Origin of the sequence: Sporosarcina gallistercoris, assembly GCF_050459885.1 — a bacterium.
GTDB lineage: Bacteria > Bacillota > Bacilli > Bacillales_A > Planococcaceae > Sporosarcina > Sporosarcina gallistercoris_A.
In genome coordinates, this window is sequence record NZ_JBCMNO010000031.1 from 1 (window position 1) to 21221 (window position 21221).

At 45.0% G+C, this 21221-nt stretch carries 20 protein-coding genes; all 20 read left to right on the top strand.

All coding sequences use genetic code 11. From position 1 onward, the window contains the following. The first annotated feature begins 134 nt into the window (after positions 1-134). The 20 genes from ABE021_RS15230 (at position 135) to ftsZ (ending at position 20777) form a co-directional block, all read left to right on the top strand. On the top strand, positions 135-893 hold the full coding sequence (locus tag ABE021_RS15230; RefSeq protein ID WP_430289847.1) for an enoyl-CoA hydratase/isomerase family protein: 759 nt from the start codon (positions 135-137) through the stop codon (positions 891-893). 132 nt (positions 894-1025) lie between these two features. After that, on the top strand, positions 1026-1241 hold the full coding sequence (locus ABE021_RS15235) for a biotin/lipoyl-binding carrier protein (protein ID WP_025785162.1): 216 nt from the start codon (positions 1026-1028) through the stop codon (positions 1239-1241). Positions 1242-1266: 25 nt separating this feature from the next. Further along, the gene (locus ABE021_RS15240) at positions 1267-2820 is read left to right on the top strand and encodes an acyl-CoA carboxylase subunit beta (RefSeq protein WP_430289849.1); all 1554 of its coding nucleotides are present in this window, start codon (positions 1267-1269) and stop codon (positions 2818-2820) included. 58 nt (positions 2821-2878) lie between these two features. Then, positions 2879-3769, top strand: coding sequence for a ketopantoate reductase family protein (locus tag ABE021_RS15245; RefSeq protein ID WP_430289851.1), 891 nt, complete (start codon positions 2879-2881; stop codon positions 3767-3769). Beyond that, positions 3766-4158 carry a DUF3397 family protein gene (locus ABE021_RS15250; RefSeq protein ID WP_430289853.1) on the top strand — a complete coding sequence of 131 codons (393 nt, stop codon included), beginning with the start codon at positions 3766-3768 and terminating at the stop codon, positions 4156-4158. Before ABE021_RS15245 ends, ABE021_RS15250 begins: the two co-directional genes overlap by 4 nt. Before the next feature lie 86 nt (positions 4159-4244). Continuing rightward, positions 4245-5855 carry a bacillithiol biosynthesis cysteine-adding enzyme BshC gene (gene bshC / locus ABE021_RS15255; protein WP_430289855.1) on the top strand — a complete coding sequence of 537 codons (1611 nt, stop codon included), beginning with the start codon at positions 4245-4247 and terminating at the stop codon, positions 5853-5855. Positions 5856-6037: 182 nt separating this feature from the next. Continuing rightward, complete coding sequence (gene mraZ / locus ABE021_RS15260; RefSeq protein WP_430289857.1) at positions 6038-6469, top strand: division/cell wall cluster transcriptional repressor MraZ; 432 nt, start codon at positions 6038-6040, stop codon at positions 6467-6469. 50 nt (positions 6470-6519) lie between these two features. After that, the gene (rsmH, locus tag ABE021_RS15265; protein ID WP_430289858.1) at positions 6520-7452 is read left to right on the top strand and encodes a 16S rRNA (cytosine(1402)-N(4))-methyltransferase RsmH; all 933 of its coding nucleotides are present in this window, start codon (positions 6520-6522) and stop codon (positions 7450-7452) included. Positions 7453-7469: 17 nt separating this feature from the next. Beyond that, positions 7470-7838, top strand: a complete 369-nt coding sequence (gene ftsL, locus ABE021_RS15270) for a cell division protein FtsL (protein ID WP_430289859.1) — start codon at positions 7470-7472, stop codon at positions 7836-7838. Between the two features lie 38 nt (positions 7839-7876). Continuing rightward, positions 7877-10039 carry a penicillin-binding transpeptidase domain-containing protein gene (locus ABE021_RS15275; RefSeq protein WP_430289861.1) on the top strand — a complete coding sequence of 721 codons (2163 nt, stop codon included), beginning with the start codon at positions 7877-7879 and terminating at the stop codon, positions 10037-10039. A 76-nt stretch (positions 10040-10115) separates the two neighbouring features. Next, positions 10116-12011, top strand: a complete 1896-nt coding sequence (locus ABE021_RS15280; protein WP_430289873.1) for a stage V sporulation protein D — start codon at positions 10116-10118, stop codon at positions 12009-12011. A gap of 57 nt (positions 12012-12068) precedes the next feature. Further along, on the top strand, positions 12069-13040 hold the full coding sequence (gene mraY / locus ABE021_RS15285; protein WP_430289863.1) for a phospho-N-acetylmuramoyl-pentapeptide-transferase: 972 nt from the start codon (positions 12069-12071) through the stop codon (positions 13038-13040). Continuing rightward, a complete protein-coding gene (gene murD / locus ABE021_RS15290) occupies positions 13041-14396 on the top strand; it encodes a UDP-N-acetylmuramoyl-L-alanine--D-glutamate ligase (protein ID WP_430289864.1) in 1356 nt (451 codons plus the stop codon). A gap of 78 nt (positions 14397-14474) precedes the next feature. Continuing rightward, positions 14475-15521 (top strand): putative lipid II flippase FtsW, encoded by a 1047-nt coding sequence (gene ftsW / locus ABE021_RS15295; protein WP_430289865.1) that lies wholly within the window; start codon positions 14475-14477, stop codon positions 15519-15521. Positions 15522-15546: 25 nt separating this feature from the next. Beyond that, complete coding sequence (locus ABE021_RS15300; protein ID WP_430289867.1) at positions 15547-16362, top strand: cell division protein FtsQ/DivIB; 816 nt, start codon at positions 15547-15549, stop codon at positions 16360-16362. Further along, complete coding sequence (locus tag ABE021_RS15305; RefSeq protein ID WP_430289868.1) at positions 16307-17068, top strand: DUF881 domain-containing protein; 762 nt, start codon at positions 16307-16309, stop codon at positions 17066-17068. Before ABE021_RS15300 ends, ABE021_RS15305 begins: the two co-directional genes overlap by 56 nt. Before the next feature lie 29 nt (positions 17069-17097). Continuing rightward, positions 17098-17811, top strand: coding sequence for a DUF881 domain-containing protein (locus ABE021_RS15310; RefSeq protein WP_430289869.1), 714 nt, complete (start codon positions 17098-17100; stop codon positions 17809-17811). Positions 17812-17813: 2 nt separating this feature from the next. Next, positions 17814-18185, top strand: a complete 372-nt coding sequence (locus ABE021_RS15315) for a small basic family protein (RefSeq protein WP_430289870.1) — start codon at positions 17814-17816, stop codon at positions 18183-18185. Between the two features lie 91 nt (positions 18186-18276). Further along, a complete protein-coding gene (gene ftsA / locus ABE021_RS15320; RefSeq protein ID WP_430289871.1) occupies positions 18277-19554 on the top strand; it encodes a cell division protein FtsA in 1278 nt (425 codons plus the stop codon). 44 nt (positions 19555-19598) lie between these two features. Then, complete coding sequence (gene ftsZ / locus ABE021_RS15325) at positions 19599-20777, top strand: cell division protein FtsZ (RefSeq protein ID WP_430289872.1); 1179 nt, start codon at positions 19599-19601, stop codon at positions 20775-20777. Positions 20778-21221 lie beyond the last annotated feature (444 nt).

Consider the following 21221-nt stretch of genomic DNA (forward strand, 5'->3'; position numbering starts at 1 on the left):
CGATCACTTTAGAGCGAAGATTTTATTAAACATGAAGTATAAAGAAATTGGGATTCATTTAGGTTGAGGGGTGACGAGCAACTCACATCACCCCAACATTTGATTTAGAACATAAAAATCGAGGAGGCTGTATTATGCCATTCAACATTACATCTGTTCAAGGAGTCGTTACGTTTTCCATTACGCGTCCTGAAGTCCGGAACGCAGTGAATCATGAAGTGATGGAAGGCCTTGAACGATTCATCAACCTAATTGAGTCAGACCGTACGGTAAGGTGGGGGGTCATCACGTCTGAGGGAGGGAAAGCATTTTGCTCAGGAGGTGATCTGGAAGAGTTCCACACCTTAGAGACTTCTGCACAAGCATTTCCGATGCTTTCGCGAATGACAGAGTTGCTGTACCGGCTTGCGACACTGCCGGCCCCCACCATTGCGCTAATGGACGGAGCCGCGGTTGGCGGCGGCTGTGAAATTGCCGCTGCGTGTGATTATAGATTGATGCGGTCTGGGGCAAAAGCTGGATTCATCCAAGGGACTCTAGCAATCACCACTGGTTGGGGCGGCGCATCACTGTTATACGAGAAAGAGTTCGGACATAGCAAAGCGCTTCAGCTATTGACTGAATCACGTGTCCATACAGCTGAAAAACTGGCGGAATGGGGTTGGGTCACGGATATATTCAGCGGTGATAAGGAAGTGGCTTTAAAACAATTCATTGCTGAATTTGCACATATTGAGCCTTCAGTGATGCAGGCTTATAAAATGGTCGCAATCCGAAAGTGGAAGCAATCGGATTTGAAGGGCAGGATGATGGATGAGTGCAAACAGTGTTCAATTCTATGGGAATCGCATGCGCATCATGAAGCTGTACAACGATTCCGCAGCCGGTCCTAAAGATTTCTTATTAATTGAATATTCCAAAGATGGATGAATAGTTGAAAACGGTTTCAATGTTCAGATAAACTAGTAAATAGATATATGAAAATCATCTATCTGCACCACGCAAAAGTAGAGGAGGAAAACAATATGGCTCAAGTACTTTCTACAATGACAGGAACAGTTTTCACAATTGAAGTTGAAGTAGGGCAAGAAGTGAAAAAAGGGGATGTCGTTGTCATCCTTGAATCGATGAAGATGGAAATTCCTGTTGAAGCTGAAATGGATGGAAAAGTGGCATCGATCGCTGTTAAAGAGGAGGATTTTGTTGACGAAGGGGACCTCATTCTTACGTTTGAAGGATAAGCGAATTAGCTAAGGGGGAGTTCACATGACAAACCACACGGAAGAACAAAAGGGGTACAATCATAAGCTTGAACAGCAGCTCGAAAAAATCTTTGCAGGCGGACAAACTAAATATCATGAAAAAGCTGCTCAACAAGGCAAGTTATTTGTGCGCGACCGATTGGAGTTGCTGTTTGACGACGGGGAGTATACAGAAGATGGACGCTTCGCGAATTGCGAAGCAGGGGACTTGCCGGCAGACGGGGTCGTCACCGCAATGGGGAAAGTCGGTGGCCAAACTGTTTGTGTTATGGCGAATGATTCGACAATCAAAGCAGGTTCATGGGGATCCCGGACTGTAGAGAAAATCATCAGAATCCAAGAAACGGCTGAATTGCATCGCGTACCTATGTTGTATTTGGTCGATTCCGCGGGTGCCCGTATTACAGATCAGCTGGATATGTTCCCGAATCGGAGAGGGGCAGGAAGGATCTTCCATAACCAAGTGAGATTGTCTGGGTTCATCCCGCAAATCTGCGTTCTGTTCGGACCGTCAGCTGCTGGAGGTGCGTACATACCGGCTTTCTGTGATCTTGTCATCATGGTCAAGGGGAATGCATCGATGTATTTAGGTTCTCCGAGAATGGCTGAAAAGGTCATTGGTCAGAAAGTGTCATTGGAGGAAATGGGCGGTGCGGAAATGCATTGCTCCATCAGTGGATGTGGGGATGTATTGGCGGAAAACGAAGAGGAAGCAATTGCTGAAGCGAAACGGTACCTTGCATTCTTCCCTGCAAATTTTACAGAGCCTGTTCCGGTAGCGGAAGCTGTAGCAGCGAAAGCATGCCGGACACTGGAAGAAATCATTCCGGAGAATCAAAATGCGCCTTTCAATATGTATGAAGCGTTGGATGTGCTGATCGACGAAGGCAGTTTCTTTGAAGTGAAAAAGAAATTCGCACCTGAATTGATAACAGGACTTGCGCGTATCGATGGTAAGTCTGTAGGAATTATTGCAAACCAGCCGAAAGCGAAAGGCGGGGTGCTTTTCGTGGATTCTGCAGACAAAGGAGCAAAATTCATCAACTTGTGTGATGCTTTTTCCATTCCGTTGCTATTTCTAGCGGACGTTCCGGGATTCATGATTGGGACGAAAGTGGAAAGAGAGGGGATTATCCGTCACGGAGCAAAACTGATTATGGCGATGAGTTCTGCAACGGTGCCGAAAATTTCAGTTGTCGTCCGTAAGGCATACGGAGCCGGGTTGTATGCAATGGCAGGTCCTGCTTTTGAGCCGGATGTCTGTATTGCATTACCCACTGCACAAATTGCAGTGATGGGTCCGGAAGCGGCTGTGAATGCAGTTTATTCAAACAAAATTGAAGCGATAGAAGATCCGAAAGAGCGTCGGGCGTATGTACAGGAGAAACAGCAGGAATACAAAGAAGAGATTGATATCTATCGATTAGCATCGGAAATGATTATCGATGAAATCGTAAAGCCCTCAGATTTGCGCAATGTCCTAGCGGCGCGTTTTGAATTGTATAGTACAAAGAGAATCCCGCAGCCTCCTCGGAAACATCCGGTTTATCCAGTTTAAGTGATTGAGTGCCGTCCGCCTACTCGGCGGACTTTTCTCATGACAGGAGGGAGAAAGAATGGAAGTTGTTATTGCAGGAGCGGGAGCGATGGGACTCTTAATCGGTACATATTTGTCAGAAGCGGGAGTATCGGTGTCATTCTTTACTAAGAGGGAAGAACAAGCTATTGAATTACGAGATCATGGTGCGATAAGGGTGAAGGATGGCTGCGATCGCATTTTTAAAGTTCATGCATTTTCGGATTTGGAACAAGCGCCGCAGCATGCATTCTGGATCCTTGCTGTAAAATCAAATGATCTGCGTGATTTAGTGAACCGACTGGAAAACTCTGTCCGCCCCGCCCATCTGATGTTCATTCAAAATGGAATTCGCCACTATGACCTAGGAAAAGCCACTTCCATACAATCTGTTTCAGTCGCGTCTTTGACCCATGGCGCTAGGAGGACTGGCAATCGAACAGTTGTCCACAATGGCGTTGGCGTGATGGGTATTGCAGCGCTTAAAGGGAACCAAATACATCCTTCTCACTTATACATAGCGAATTCTTCGTTTTTTCCAATGATACAAGAACAGGATGGGCTTCAGATGCTTCTGAAAAAGGCAATCATCAATTGCTGTATTAATCCATTGACGGCGATTTTGGATTTGAAGAATGGTGAACTGCTCACTAATCGATCAGCACATCATCTGATGCAAATGATTCATAGCGAACTTGCAGCTGGATATCCTGAAGCGGTAAAAACATTACCCCTTTCGGCAGTGGAAGCAGTTTGCAGAAAGACCTCCAATAACCGTTCTTCCATGCTAACTGATCGGAGCCATGGTGTTCTGATGGAGACGGATACGATTGTCAGCGCAATTCTTGAAGGGAAGGAAGAGATGATGCCTACCCTTAAAACGTTTGAATTGCTTCTGAAAGCAATTGATGATGGGAAGGAGAAGTCATGAAGGAGAGCTTACAGTTCTTAATGTCGCTCATCATCATCTTGCCTTATTTGTTAACTATTGTTTTGTACGTCTTAGTAAGAGTGAGTGGACGATCTTCTGTGAGGTCATTCCGAATTGCGGCAGACGTCACCGTCCCTTTTTTGTTCCTGTCCGTGAGCGTACTAGTTAGAGTGATAGCAAATATACAGGCAAGTATTTTTCTTCTGTCAGGTGTCCTTGTAGTCGGAATCGGTTTTGCGATAGCGGAAAGAATTCGCAGTAAAGAGTTCCGGATTCAGGTCATGTTCCGCAATTTGTGGAGAATGCTATTTCTGTTCTTGTCATTACTCTATATTTCCTTGCTCCTGTTAGGTGTTGTCAAAACAGTTGCTGATTTTTTAATGGGATAGCTTGGTCGATAAGCGTATGTTTTTTAACAATGACAGCGGAGTGATATACTCATACCATAAACAGATGGTAAAAAGGGGCTTGAACGATGGAAATCGCATCACAAAAAGTACATAAGAGCGCCGTTATGGATGCATATGAACACGATGAGCAGTTCAACAAAACGTTCTATGACTATACAACACATAGCGCTGACAGTTACCCAGAGCGACTCACTGAATTGAACAGTCGCGCGTTTCAACGACAGGAGCTTGCAAGTACAATACGTACATACATGGAACCCTTCGGAATTTCAGATGCGGCGGCTGCCCATTTGGATGAGCTTTCTAACGATGGAGTGGTAGTTATTGGCGGGCAACAAGCTGGCCTTTTAACAGGACCCCTCTATTCCGTTCATAAAGCAATTACGGTTATTCTGCTTGCAAAGCAACGCCGGAACGAAATGGGTGTCCCAGTCATCCCTGTTTTTTGGGTAGCCGGGGAAGATCATGATCTGGGAGAAATCAATCATGTCTTTACCGAACAAGACGGACGGCCGGTGAAACAGCAATATCCAGAAAGGTTCGTCTTGAAGACGATGGCTTCCCATACCGAATATGATGGTGAGCAAATGGCTGACTACATCCGTCTAGTGTTCCGTGATTACGAAGAGACAGCATATACTAAAGAGTTATTAGATGGAGTGCTTTATTCGGCTAAACAGGAACAGACTTTTACTGGATTCTTTGTCCGATTAATGAATGACCTATTCCAGAAACACGGACTCTTGTTCATAGATTCTGCAGACAAGTCATTGCGGAAACTCGAATCCGTCTATTTCCAGAAACTTATTGCCGAGTCTGAAGCGATTGCTGAAAAAGTCGTGATGAAAGAACGGTTATTTGAAGAGCAAGGTTTCGGAACACCTATTCAAGCAGCAGAAGATGCAGCTCACTTGTTTTACGTTCACGACACAGGTCGAGTCTTATTGAGCAGGAAAGGTGATTCCTTCGTCAATGAATCTGCTGGTATACGTTTTTCAACTGCAGAATTGCTTGAAATCGCTGTAGAAAAACCATGGCTTCTGAGTAATAATGTGGCTACGAGACCCTTAATGCAAGATATGGTATTCCCTGTTCTTGCATTTGTCGGAGGACCGGGTGAAATTGCGTACTGGTCGCTATTGAAAGATGCTTTTAATCATTTGGATATGAAAATGCCGATACTCGTTCCCAGAATTTCGATAACATTAGTCACTTCTGAAACGCAGCATGCTTTGGAGAAATCCGAACTGACAGTGGATGAAGTGATGGCTGGAGAAGTCATTAGCAGAAGAGCTCAATTTCTGGATCAGCAACGAGACGTTGAACTCGAAAAGTTACTCCAAGAAACTGAGGGTATGATCCAGGCGCAGTATAATGAAATGGAGCAGCATATTGCTGACAAGGATTTGAAGAGTCTCGCTGAAAAAAATCGTACGTACCATTTGCGCCAACTTAACTATCTTAAAGATAAAGCGGAAGACGCCTTATTACGCAAATATGCAGCTGCAATCCGGAATTACAGTCTGATAGAAGGGGATTTGTATCCGGAACGAAACCTGCAGGAACGTACGTATACTCCATATCCATTCTTAAATGTATATGGACCGACACTAATCGATGATTTGCTGAAGGCTTCGTTACCGATTAATGGCCAACATGTTGTTATTTACTTATAAGTGATAATCATGAGCATCTCTTACGCGCAACATCTATGCGTATAGGGGTGCTTTTCTTTGTAATACTTGTAACAATCTCACTAAATGAAGTACTATTGATACATTTTCATTGCAATTTGGGAAATTGGTGGAGGAAAGTGGGGGGATGTGGTACATTAAATTTATATAGTGGGGTGAAGGGTATGTTCATGGGCGAATATCAGCATACTATCGATACAAAAGGCCGTTTGATAATCCCTTCGAAATTCAGGGAGGATCTTGCGGATGGTTTTGTGCTGACTCGAGGCCTTGACAATTGCCTCTTCGGTTATCCGATGAATGAATGGAGAAAACTTGAAGAGAAATTGAAAGCGCTCCCTGTGACCAAGAAAGACGCCCGAGCATTCACGCGATTCTTCTTCTCCGGGGCAACTGAAGTTGAACTGGACAAGCAAGGTCGTGTCAATATTCCATCTTCACTACTTGGCTATGCCAAAATCTCGAAAGACTGCATGGTTATCGGTGTTTCCGGAAGATTTGAAATATGGTCTGAAGAAAATTGGCAGACGTACTACGAGGAATCCGAAGAATCCTTTAACGATATCGCAGAGAATATCATGGACTTTGACTTTTGATTTGTTGGTTCGGATTTGAGACGTTAATTTTTAGAAAGCAGGCGGTACCGGTGTTCGATCATACAACTGTATTACTTCACGAAGCTGTAGAAGGCCTTTCCATACAACCTGAAGGTATCTATGTCGACTGCACACTTGGCGGTGCGGGACACAGTAAGGAAATTGCTAAGCAACTTTCAGGTAAAGGAAGACTTATCTGTTTTGACCAAGATATGACTGCCATTGAAGCGGCGAAAGAAACGTTATCGGAGTTTTTGGATAGAGTGACGTTCATACACGCTAATTTCAGTCAGCTGAAAGAGGAACTCCATAAAATTGATATAGAAACTGTAGATGGGATTTTGTACGATCTTGGTGTTTCTTCACCTCAATTGGATACACCTGAACGAGGATTCAGTTACAACCATGATGCCCCGCTGGACATGAGAATGGATACGACAGCCCCGCTAACTGCTTTTGAGGTCGTGAATGAATGGAGTTATCAAGATTTACTCCGGATCTTCTTCCGCTATGGTGAAGAGAAGTTCTCAAAAAGTATTGCAAGGAAAATAGAGGAAGCACGAGCTGAAAAGCCAATTCAAACGACAGCGGAACTTGCAGAACTTATCAAAACGGGAATTCCGGCAGCTGCAAGAAGGACTGGCGGACACCCCGCAAAACGAGTGTTCCAAGCAATCCGTATAGCCGTCAATGATGAATTAGGTGCAGCAGAAACCTCGCTCACAGATGCAATTGACCTCTTGAATCCGAAAGGCCGTATCAGTGTCATCACATTTCACTCGTTGGAAGATCGATTGTGCAAGACGATTTTCAAAGAAGCAGCTTCTTTACCAGAGCTTCCCCCCAACCTGCCTGTGATACCAGAAGGACTTGATGTCAAATTGAAACTGATTACCCGTAAACCTATTTTGCCAAGTGAAGAAGAGATAGAAGCCAACAAACGAGCAAGATCTGCAAAGCTTAGAATAGCCGAAAGAAAATGAAAAGGGGATGAGGATGAATGGCTCTAGAGCAACGTAAAATCCAACCGAATTACATACCGGAACAGGAAACTCAAGCAAATCCTGCATCGATACCTGCTCCGAAAACCCGGAAGTTTTTCTCACCGGGTGAAAAATTTCTTACTGTTGTATTCGTTGCGGCACTTGTGATGTTTTCAACGACGGTGCTTCATACACAGGCGCAAATCAATGATACAAACAAAGAGATGCATAATCTTACAAACAAAATCGAGGAAACATCAAAACAGAATATCGAATTGTCCAACCAAGTAAGTGAGAAATCGACTTATGAACGTATTTGGGAGAAAGCAAAAGAACTTGGCTTGAATCTGAATGAAAGTAACGTAAAGGTCGTGCCTGGACGATGAAGAAAAAGAAATTTCGATTTCAAGGTGGAGCCTTTCTAATGCTTTTATTATTTGGAGGGCTCTTTTTCCTTTTGTTCGGAAGAATGCTTCAAATTCAAGTGACCGGTCAAATAGACGGACGGGCTCTTGCCGCCATGGCAGACCAGAAGTATTTAAAAGAGAGTGTCTTACGAGCCGACCGCGGTCAGATTGTCGACCGTTCGGGGGAAGTCATTGCGACGGATACACTGAGTTACCGATTAATCGCGGTTCTCAGTAAAGAAGCGAGCAAAGGTTCTAAAAAACCGCAGCATGTCACTGATTTTGAACATACAGCAGAAGTGCTTAGTAAGTATATTGATATGGACAAGGAAGAGATCCTGAAACGATTCACTAATGCGAAAGAGGGTGCGTATCAAGTTGAATTCGGAAAAGCGGGACGTTCCATTTCCAATGAGACTGCCGATGCCATCAAAAAAGAAGAGTTACCGGGGATCCGTTTCTTCGAGGACAAAAAACGGCTTTATCCGAATGGGAATTTTGCTTCGTATTTAATTGGCTTTGCCATGCCGGAAGAAACTGAAGACAAAACGGTGAAAACTATCGGTAAAATGGGCCTTGAAAAAACGTACAATAAGCAACTGACAGGAACTGACGGAAAAGTGGATTTCAAGACCGATCGATGGGGAATCCCGCTGCGTGACTCGAAAAAAAACATCGAAGCACCTAAAGATGGCCAGACTATACAGCTAACCCTAGACAAAACGATAGAAAACTTTACGGAAGATGCGCTCAATCGGGCTGAAGAGAAATATCATCCTGAGAAGATGTTGGCAGTTGTAGTGAATCCGAAAACCGGGGAGATCCTATCGATGAGCCAGCGTCCTTCGTTCCACCCCGGGACGCGTGAGGGATTGACGGAGAATTGGCTGAACGAAGCTGTGGAAGAAACATTCGAGCCGGGATCGACCATGAAAATGTTCACACTTGCAGCGGCCATCCAAGAAAACAAATGGGATCCGGATGCCTATTACAAATCAGGACAATATGAAATTTATGATAAGACCATTCGCGATGTGAATAAAGTCGGGTGGGGAATGATCACTTTCCTTGAAGGTTTCCAACGATCTTCGAACGTCTCTATGGCCTACTTACTCGAGAGATTGGGAGATCAGACATTAATCGAATACTTTGAGGAATTCGGATTTGGTAAAAAAGTGGGAATCGACTTACCGAAAGAGGCATCTGGTATTCTGCTGGCGAACTATCCAAGTGAGCGACTCACGACTTCTTACGGACAAGGGTCGACTGTAACGCCGATTCAGATGATACAGGCTGCAACAGCAATCGCTAATGACGGTAAAATGATGACACCGTATGTTATTGATCAAATCATCGATCCAAATACAGATGAAGTCGTCGAGAAACATGAACCTAGTGAGAAAAAAAGTCCGATTTCAAAGGAAACAGCAAAACAAGTGCGTGAAATTCTAGCATCGGTGATCACTTCCGAACATGGAACAGGTAAGAAATTCGCTTTAGATGGATATGATGCTGGTGGGAAAACAGGGACTGCACAAATCCCGAGAACCACAGGTGGCGGGTACATTGCAGGTGATGGGAATTATCTTTACTCGTTCCTCGGAATGGCTCCTATCGATGATCCACAATTATTAACATATGTCCTTGTTCAGAAACCGCAATTGAAAGCAGGTCAGTACGGATCAGACCCCACTTCTGAAATCTTCACGTCCATAATGGAAAACAGCTTGAAGTATTTAAATATCGCACCTGACGCCGAACAGCCGGAGAAGTCATTTGAAATGAAAGATTATAAAGGTGAATCTTCAGAAGAGGTCATAACACGTTTAACGGGAGCGGGCTTGAAGCCGATAGTCGTTGGACAGCCAGGTGAGGTAGTCCAGCAATCTCCTGAAGTCGGTACACCGGTGACAAAAGGATCGCTTGTGCTACTTAAAACAACTGGAGATACTGTACTACCTGATTTTACAGGGTGGTCCAAGAAACAGATTCTGGTGTTCAAGAACTTCTCTGGACTTGACATCCGGTTGAATGGGGAAGGATTCGTTGTGAAACAGAGCCTGTCGGCTGGAGCAGCCGTTTCCGGAAGTGATCCAATCGTCATCACATTGGAAGAACCCGAACAACTCAACCAAACGGAGCCGGAAACAGAAGAAGAACCTGAAATTATTGGTGGTTGATGAATAGCTGAGCATACTCTCTCATAAATTAGCAATAAAACGAGAGGTGTGAAGCTCTTTGAAAGAACTGATCGGAATGCGGTCTAAAAAGAGATTGCGAGCCGTATTCATTATTTTTTTACTACTACTCGGCGCAACAGTCGGCAAATTATTCCATGCGCAGATTATAAAACATGAATGGCTCAAGGAGCGCGCCCAAGCGAACTGGGACCGTGAAATCCCTTTCGGCGGTGTGAGGGGCGAGATAGTGGACCGTAATGGAAAGCTGATAGTCGGAAACCGGCTTGCACCCACGCTCTATTTCATGCCTGCACAGAATCCGGACCCTGAAGAGGCAGCAGCAAAACTTGCGCCGATACTGCAGGTCGATCAGGCGATGTTAGCAGAGAAAATGAGTAAAAAAACCTATATGGTTAAATTGGCCCCTGAGGGTAAAAACATTGCTAAGGCTCAAGCGGATGAAATTACAGCATTGAAAATTCCTGGTTTGTATACTGGCGTGGATTTCATGCGAAGCTACCCGAATGGAGAATTACTTTCACGGCTTCTGGGATTCACAGGGTACGACGGTGAAGGTCTTGCTGGTATAGAATATGCGTATAACGAGTTTCTCAATGGCACAGGTGACAAAATCCGGATGTACACGGATGCAAGAGGGGTACCTCTGCCACACGTGGATGATGACTTCAAAGACGGTGAAGAAGGCTCATCGGTAGTATTGACAATCGATGCTGAGATGCAGAAAATCGTTGAACGGGAACTCTCTCAAGCTATGGAAAAGTATGATGCCAGCCAAGCGCTTGCAATTGTGATGAATCCGAAAACCGGAGAGCTGCTTTCTTTAGCATCTACACCAACATTCGATCCTTCAAACTACCAGGATGCGGACCCTGCTATCTACAATCGCAATTTACCAGTCTGGATGACATTTGAGCCGGGTTCCACATTTAAGATTATGACGCTAGCTGCAGGACTGGAAGAAAAAGTTATTGACTTGGACCATGAAACCTTCAATGATCCAGGTTATACTATGGTAGGCGGAGCTCGCTTACGTTGTTGGAAGCGTGAAGGACATGGGCATCAATCATTTCTTGAAGTCGTTGAAAACTCGTGTAACCCAGGTTTCATAGAAATCGGGCGTCGTTTAGGAGAAGAGAAACTATCTTCTTATATTCGTGAGTTCGGTTTTGGTGAGTCGACGGAGTCTGGAATTGCGGGTGAAGCAAAAGGGATCTTGTTTGCTAAGGACGCATTCGGGCCAGTGGAGCAAGCAACCACCTCATTCGGTCAAGGGATTGCAGTCACTCCAATCCAACAAGTGCAAGCTGTCGCTGCAGCTGTCAATGGAGGAATGCTGTACAAACCATACATCGTCAAGGAAATTATCGGACCTGATGGGAACGCCTCTCAATCTTATGTGCCAGAGATGAAACGCCGCGTCATTAGCGAAGAAACGTCTGCAGAAGTTCGGAGAGCACTGGAATCTGTTGTTGCCAATGGCTCCGGACGTAATGCGTTCGTGGATGAAATACGAGTGGGCGGTAAGACGGGAACTGCACAAAAGGTCCAGGATGGAAAGTACAAAGAAGGGGACTACATTGTCTCATTCATCGGCATCGCGCCTTCCAATGATCCTGAACTGGTCGTGTATGTCGCCATTGACAGCCCTAAAAACTCCGTTCAATTCGGGGGCGTCATTGCTGCTCCTATTGTAGGAAGAATCATTGAAGAAATTGCTCCATTGGCAGGTATCGAACCTCAAAAAGGTCAGATTGAAAAAGAATACCGCTGGGGAGATGCCCTGACACAACGTGTTCCTGATCTAAAAGGGATGACGAAAGATGAAGTGGCAAAACAGCAATACACGCTCAAAATCAAATGGCATGGTAATGGCAAGAAAGTTAGCAAACAGTTACCTGTTTCTGGAACAGTGGTGAACGAAGAAGATGTCATTCACTTATACACAGAGTAATTGTAGGAATACGACTGAACCAACAACTTGTTTGGGAACACAGAAGGAGAACTAAACATGACGCTCGTCACAACAATCACGGCTATTGCCGTAACATTCGGTCTTACCGCTATACTGGGGTATGCAATCATCCCGCTGCTGAGAAGGATGAAATTCGGCCAAAGCATTCGGGAAGAAGGCCCTCAAGCCCATATGAAAAAAGCAGGGACACCAACAATGGGCGGACTGATCTTCCTGGTTGCGATTCTTATCGCAACGCCTATTTTGTCTTACATAAATGGCGTACTCACTACTCAGACAATTGTTCTATTGCTCGTCTTGGTTGGATTCGGGATTATCGGATTCATTGATGATTTCATCATCGTGGTCATGAAACGGAATTTAGGTTTGACATCTTTGCAAAAACTGATCGGGCAAATCATTATCGCGATCTTTGCGTTTTTCCTATTGAAATTAGGACCATTCGATACAGTGATATCTATTCCATTCACTGGATTTGAACTTGACATGGGAATCTTTTATGTCGTATTCCTGATATTCTGGCTCGTTGGATTCTCGAATGCTGTCAATCTTACCGATGGATTGGATGGCCTGGTTTCAGGAACCTCATCCATCGCGTTTTCTGCGTTCGGTATCCTTGCAGTCTCTTATAACCAGCAAGATATTGCGATGTTTTCTTTTGTAGTCTCAGGAGCGATGCTCGGTTTCTTGCTGTTCAATATGAAACCGGCGCGGGTTTTCATGGGAGATACAGGGTCATTGGCTCTCGGTGGTGCACTGGCGATGATTTCAATGCTCATGAAGCAGGAATTCTTGCTACTCATAATCGGGATTGTATACGTTATCGAAACGCTGTCTGTAATCATTCAAGTGATTAGTTTTAAAATGACGGGCAAACGGGTATTCAAGATGAGTCCGATTCATCATCATTTTGAACTTTCCGGATGGTCGGAATGGAAAGTGGTACTTGTCTTTTGGGGAATCGCTCTCCTCGCTGCAATCGTACCTGTACTTATGGAGGTGATGTAAATGCACAATGCAGCTCAGTTTTCAGGAAAGAAAGCACTTGTCCTTGGTCTCGCGAAAAGTGGTCACGCCGCTGCCTCGTTACTTTCAGCTTGCGGAGCTTCTGTTACGTTAAATGATTTTGCACCTGATAATGGAAATCCGCTTGCTGAAGAATTACGTGCCCAGGGGATCCGGGTACTATGTGGTGGACATCCTGAAAATATATTAGAAGACGGGTTTGATTTCATCGTCAAAAATCCAGGTATTCCTTATACCAATCCTGTGATCATGCAGGGGGAGCAACTTGGAATCCCGATCTGGACGGAAATCGAACTGGCGTATCTAGTTAGCGAAGCACCAATTATAGGAATAACAGGTTCCAACGGAAAAACGACGACAACTACATTACTCTATCACATGTTGAACATTGGAGATCGACACCCTCTAATCGCTGGTAACATTGGTACGGTTGCTAGTACCGTCGCTTCAAAAGCGACAGCTGACGAGGTCATTGTCTTAGAAGCATCCTCGTTCCAATTGATGGGAGTCGATGCATTCCGTCCGCATATCGCAATATGGACAAATTTGTATGAAGCGCATTTGGACTATCATGGCAGTGCGGACGCGTATGCTGAAGCAAAGGCTCAAATTACGAAAAACCAGACGGCAACGGATTTTCTGATCTATAACGCAGATCAACCAGTCATTAAGCGTTATATCGGGCACAGTAAAGCTACTCTCGTTCCTTTTACAACAAAAGGCAGATCCGCTGAAGGGATTTCAGCGGACAGTGAATCGATATACTGGCTAGGTGAACCGATTATCCCAAGAAAGAAAATCACGTTACCTGGTGCGCATAACTTGGAAAATATCCTATCTGCTACAGCAGCCGCTTTGATATACGGCTGTGAAAGAGGTGCGATAGAAAGTGTTCTCAGTTCGTTTACAGGGGTGAGGCACAGAATGCAATTTGTCACCGAATACGATGGGCGCAGATTTTATAATGATTCGAAGGCAACGAATACGCTCGCAACAAAAAGTGCGTTATCATCCTTCGAAACACCGACGATTCTCATCGCTGGCGGCTTGGATCGGGGACATTCGTTCGAAGAATTGCGTCCTCATATGACTCACGTGAAAGCGCTGATCGGAATCGGTGAAACAGGAGATCGGCTCGTCCAATTCGCGGAATCATGCGGTGTTGGGATTGTGAAAGATACAGGTACCCTTCAGGCAGCGTTGCTGGAAGCATACGGGGCATCCGATAAAGGTGACATCGTCCTACTATCGCCTGCCTGCGCGAGCTGGGATCAGTATCCCGACTTTGAAGCAAGAGGCGATGAATTTATCGAAGCTGTTCAAAAACTAAAAGCGTGAACTGTCAGGATCCGTTAGTTCTGGAAATATAACAGCGAAAGGATGCATCCACTGCTTTCAAAGTATAGAATGCTCTTTATGTTTTCTGCGATTGCCCTCACGATAATCGGTGTGCTTTTCGTTCACTCAGCCGCAGCGTATTGGGGTGAAATCCGGTATGCCGACGCCGCTCCATTTGCTGTGAAGCAACTCGTTTACATAGGTGTTTCCATTGCGATCGCCTATTGGATGATGCGTACTCCATTCCTCTCCACAGACAGGTTTTGGACGCTCTTCTATGCGGCAGCTGTCGTATTACTGACGCTTGTGCTCATTCCTGGAATTGGAGCGGTTAGAAATGGTTCACAAAGTTGGATAGCTTTTGGTCCGATCAGTCTGCAACCTGCAGAGTTTGTGAAAGTGGCTTTGATCGGGAAGCTTGCAATGAGTATGAAAAAGAAATCAAGGCAGAAAGTATGGGACTGGCGCCATTTTGCATTAATCTTATTGCCTTTTGCTTTAATAATGATGCAACCTGACCTAGGCTCAGCCGTCATAATGATCGTTTCCGCTTTTGTCGTCTTATTCGTTGCAGGCTATCCTCTATCTTTCTTTTCTGTGCTAGGAGTGACAGGGGTCGGTGCTTTTGCAGCATTGATAGCTGCAGCGCCGTATCGTTTGGCTCGTATTAAATCATATATCGATCCGTGGAGTGATCCACTCGGTAAAGGGTTCCAAGGCATCCAGTCGCTTTTTGCAATCGCACCTGGAGGACTGCTCGGACATGGTTTTGGTAACAGCAGACAAAAGTATTTGTACTTACCGGAGCCGCAAAATGATTTCATCTTTTCCATTATTGCGGAAGAGACGGGCTTTATCGGTGCAACAGCAGTGTTGCTGCTGTTTGTCTGTCTGCTTGTTGGCGCATTCGGGATTGCCATCCGAACGTCAGGATGGAAAGAATGTCTTGTGGTATCCGGCATGGCATCCATTATCATCTTCCAGACATTTCTGAACGTCGGTGTTGTTTCGGGTCTGCTTCCGGTAACGGGGGTCACATTGCCGTTTATCAGTTACGGAGGATCCTCTATGCTGACTACGTGGCTTGCAGTAGGGACCATCTTACATTTTTCCAGATCAAAATAGATTGAGTGAAAAGGAGGGGGAGGAAATGGAGAAGGTTATCGACATTGAAGAACGGATTCCGTCTATGCGCAAAAAACGGCGTAAGAAGACCAATCGCAAGTTTGTATTCATTCTACTCGTTTTTGTTATCATCCTCCTCGTCCTCCTTTACTTTCAATCGCAAGCAAGTAAAATCGATGCAGTTGAATTGAATGGGGCCGTTCTCCATGATAAGGAATTCTATTTAAACCAAGCTGGAGTCGCCAAGGGGGATTCTCTTTGGGGGTTTAGTGTGGTAGATGCGGTAAAACGTCTTCGTGCTGCAGAGGGAGTGCAAGAGGCTTCTATAGAGCGCAAATGGTTTCGTGATGTGCACATTACTGTCCAGGAATGGAAACCTATTGCGTGGATCGATCGCAAAGGGCAATACGACCTTATTCTTGAAGATGGCGAAGTTTTCACACCTGACACGGAACCTTCCGCAGATATCCCGATTGTGAATGGATTCGAAGATGAAAAGGTGCGAAAACTTCTTGCCTCCCAATTGGTTGAACTCGATGAATCGGTTTATCAACTTATTTCGGAAATCAGGGAATCCGATGACTCTGATAGTGACAGTGTGATTCTATATATGGATGATGGCTATGAAGTACATGCGGTGCTTGGAACTCTTGCGGACAAGCTGTCTTATTATCCCGAGATTGTAAATCAGCTGAACGGTTCTGAAAAAGGCGTGATCGACGTGGAAGTTGGAACGTATTTCACACCATATAGCAAGATATATGGAAGTGAAAAAGGAACAGCTGATGAAGAAAATGCAGATGAAGAAAAAGGTGATGACAGTGGGTCTGAAAACGAGTGATCGGAAAACAAGGAATAACCGTATTTCTTATGCCCTCGTTTTCTTAGTGCTTGGTTTCATATTGTCCTTTTCCTATCGTACACTTGGTCCAGGTTCTGAAACGCAGCTGATGCGCTCTGAAATCGATTCTAAAGAAGAAGGGTTCCGTGAAGAACTAATCGACCAAAAAGAACGGAACAAACAACTGACAGATGAAATCATATCGAAACAAAAGATGATTGCGAAAGTCGAACAAGCATTAAGTGATTCGGAAGAAAATCATGATTCACTCGTAAAAGAAGCGAAAAGTCTCCGATTGCTGCTTGGAGTTGTTCCAGCCAGTGGACAAGGGGTCCGCGTTGAAATGGCTGATGGGGACTATGATCCGGCAAAGCAGAATCCGAACGAATATATCGTCCATGAAAGCCAGGTGCTTTTGGTAGTAAACGAACTGAAAATTGCTGGCGCTCAGGCGTTATCGATCAATGGACAGCGGTTGAATGCGAATTCGAGTATAAAATGCACGGGTCCTGTCATTACAATCGACGGACAGACTTATCCCGCTCCATTCGTGGTAGAGGCAATCGGTGACTCCAACGCGCTTCACTCGTCGCTTACTTTAAAAGGCGGCGTCTTAGACAGTTTAATATCAGATAATATCGAAATGAAAATCGAGAAACAAAAAGAGATTCTAATGCCTGCATTAAGGGATGATATACAAGGATAATTCAATCCGGCGAGGGAGGATGAGTGTGTATGAAGCGTAGATGGATGTTCACTTTCATCCTGCTCATTGTCGGTTTCATGGTAGCGGTCCAGTATAATACTGTTCAGCATCCACAAGAGCGAGATACAAGGGACTTGTGGGCAATCAGGAACGAGTTGACTAAGGAACGGAAACTCCATTCAGAACTATTGACCGAAGTCCGAGCGTTGGACCAAACACTAGGAAAGTACAATGCCTCGGAAGGAGCAAGTGCAGGAAAAGTGTTGGCTGATACAGTCCGCAGCTTACGTAAACAAGCAGGAATGGTAGATCAGACAGGCCCGGGAATCGTAATTGATGTAGTTCCTTCGCAGGAAAGCATTGCAATCGGTATTCCGCTTCATGAAGTGAGTCCTGAATTGCTCACCCGATTTGTCAATGACGTGAACCGTTTTAAAGGAGTTGACATGGAGATCGATGGCAAGCGAGTGACTGCTTTGAGTGCCATCCGGGACATAAATGGGGATACAACGGTGAATGGATTGCCTGTATCACTGCCTCCGTTCCAGATAAAAATCCTATCAGCGGATTTAGGGAGTAGTGAAAAGTTATATAACTTTCTACAATCCTCATCGATTCTTGACGATTTCTATTTGGAGGATTTTGTGCTCGAAGTTGGTCAACCTGAATCTGAAGTCACAATAAACGGCCGTATCGACAAATTCGAGAACCACTTTCTCAAAGAACTGCCAAAGGGGGGCTGACAATGTGGTTACCAATCTTAGGGTTATTACTTGGAGTGTCAATTGGATTTCTTTCAGATATCCAGATTCCTCAAGAATACGGTAATTATTTGTCAATTGCCGTATTGGCAGCACTCGATACATTACTTGGAGGAATCCGGGCCCATCTGCAAAGGGTATATGATGACCAAGTATTCATAACAGGATTTTTCTTCAATATTTTACTAGCTGCAGCACTAGCATTTCTGGGAGTACACTTAGGTGTGGACCTTTACTTAGCTGCCATATTTGCATTCGGAGTCCGGTTATTCCAGAATCTAGCTGTTATTCGACGGGTATTACTCACTAAATGGTCAGAGTACCGTAAAGTTTCTGCGACAAATAATTCAAAATGAAAGGATTTCGAGAGGGGATGGCGAAAATATTTAGACAATGCAGTAAGAATACAATAGAATGGAAGAAGAGTCACAATGGGAGGTGCCAAAGATGAGTCAGTCAAATATGTATGTATCACTCGACATCGGGTCCTCTACCATCAAAGTCCTAATCGGTGAGGTGGATGGCGGATCCCTGCATGTGATCGGGGTCGGCAATGTTCAATCTGCCGGCATCCGTAAAGGATCCATTGTGGATATCGACGCAACAGTTCAGTCCGTCCGGAAAGCTGTAGAACAGGCAGAGCGGATGACGGGATTACAAGTTACAGAGGTTGTACTTGGAATACCATCTAATGGTGTCACCCTTCAAGACGTGAAAGGCGTTGTTGCAGTCAACTCAGTGAACCGTGAAATTACAGATGAGGATCTGGATCGAGTCATGGAGTCTGCGCAAGTAATGTCTGTTGCACCTGAACGAGAAATTGTTAATATCATTCCGAAGCAATTCATCGTGGATGATTATGATGAAATAAAAGATCCGAGAGGGATGATCGGAGTGCGTCTGGAAATGGACGGTACAATGATCACGACTTCAAAAACACTTGTACACAATATCCTTCGTTGTGTAGAACGGGCAGGGCTGTCCATTCGTGAAATCTACTTGCAGCCGCTCGCTTCCGGGACGTTTGCGTTAACAGAAGATGAAATGAATCACGGTACTGCGTTCATCGATATTGGTGGTGGGTCAACAACGGTTTCCGTGTTTTGGGATAATCGATTTGCCGCAACTGTTGTGCTTCCAGTAGGTGGGGATCATATTACTAAGGATCTCTCTATTATTTTGAAGACGCCGACTGAACAAGCTAGAAAAATCAAGCACCAATACGGTCATGCATTCTATGACGACGCATCCGACGACGAGTTATTTGAAGTTCCTGTTATCGGTGCAGATACTAAAGATCAGTATAGCCAAAAATACATATCGGAGATTATCGGCGTAAGGCTCGAGGAGCTGTTTGAACTTGTCCTGGAAGAGCTCTATCGTTTGGGAATCCGAGATTTGCCGGGTGGTGTTGTGCTGACTGGGGGCACGACAAAAATGGACGGCATATTGCAACTGGCACGGCATGTGCTTAACACACGTGTCCGAATCCATACGCCAGAATATATAGGTGTTCGTGAGCCGATGTATTCCACAGCTGTCGGACTCATTCGGTATGCGAGTATGGAAGATGTTTTCTTCGGAGAAAGTCATTCTGAACCAATGGGACAAGCCTATGACGAAACAGCTGCTGCTCCTGCTACAAGAAAGAGCCAAGCGCCCAAACCAGAAAAAGATTCGCTGATCGGCAAAACAAAACGCTTTTTCGATAGTTTTTTTGAATGAAATCGAGATCCAAATGAGAAGTTGAATGATTAGGAGGAGAAAAGATGCTAGAGTTTGATACGAATATCGAAGCGCTCGCAGTCATCAAAGTAATCGGTGTTGGTGGCGGCGGGAACAACGCAGTTAATAGAATGATTGAGCATGGAGTACAAGGCGTGGAGTTCATCGCCGTCAACACGGATGCGCAAGCACTTAACTTATCCCAAGCTGAAGTGAAACTTCAAATCGGCGGCAAATTGACTCGTGGTTTAGGAGCCGGAGCTAACCCGGAAGTCGGTAAGAAAGCTGCTGAAGAGAGCCGCGAACAATTGGAAGAGGCACTTCGAGGCGCTGATATGGTATTTGTCACTGCAGGAATGGGTGGTGGGACAGGTACTGGAGCGGCACCTGTCATTGCACAGATCGCTAAAGATCTTGGAGCGCTGACAGTTGGTGTCGTAACCCGTCCATTTACATTTGAAGGCCGTAAGCGGTCAACCCAAGCAATTGGCGGCATTACTTCAATGAAAGAATCTGTCGACACACTTATTGTCATTCCGAATGATAAGCTGCTAGAAATTGTTGACAAGAACACACCTATGCTAGAAGCATTCCGCGAAGCGGATAATGTTCTTCGTCAAGGTGTGCAAGGTATTTCAGATTTGATCGCTGTACCGGGGCTTATCAACTTGGACTTTGCCGATGTCAAGACAATCATGTCTAACAAAGGCTCAGCTCTTATGGGGATCGGGATGTCGACTGGTGAAAACCGTGCATCCGAAGCAGCTAAAAAAGCGATTTCAAGCCCATTGCTGGAAACATCCATCGATGGAGCAAAAGGTGTGTTGATGAACATCACAGGTGGATCGAATCTAAGTCTATTTGAGGTACAAGAAGCGGCCGATATTGTAGCTTCAGCGTCTGATGAAGATGTGAACATGATATTCGGTTCAGTCATCAACGATGATTTGAAAGACGAAATCATCGTCACAGTCATTGCGACCGGTTTCACAGATGATCAGATCACTCAAACACGCGGCAATCGAACATCAGGATATGGCGGGGTTCGTCAGCGAGAGACACAGACGCCACAAAGCAATCCGACGCCCAACAATCCAATTCGTCACGAAGAACCGCAACATCAGCAGCCAATTCACCAAGAACCTGCTCGCGGTCAACAGCAGTCTCAACAAGACGATGGATTAGATATTCCAACATTCTTGCGTAATCGTCGTCGTAAATAATTCATATTTACAAACCTCCGGCAATTGAGCTGGAGGTTTCAGACTGTAGACATACTCCTGAAATCACGGGGGGTGTCTACAGTCTTTTTCTTTTACAATAGTATTAACTAGGAAAAGTTGATTTCCGCTGCGAGCGGACGCTTTCCGAGGGGCTTGCCCTCAGCCAATCGAACGACGAAGAGTTCGATTTGCCGTATTTTAGCGAACTATGCTGAAATTAAGGCAGCACTCATCTCCCTCGCTTTGCTCAGTCCAGGGTCTTCGAAAACACGTGCTCCTAACGCTTCGCTTTTACTCGCAAAAGCTGTTCTTCGTCACAGCTTTCGCTGATCCCTACGGAGTCGCCGCTCTCCGCTACAATCAACAGAATCTCCCAACAATCAAATGAGGTGATGGAAATGATGACGAAGAATCAAGTTAATGAACGGGAACAGATGGAAATGC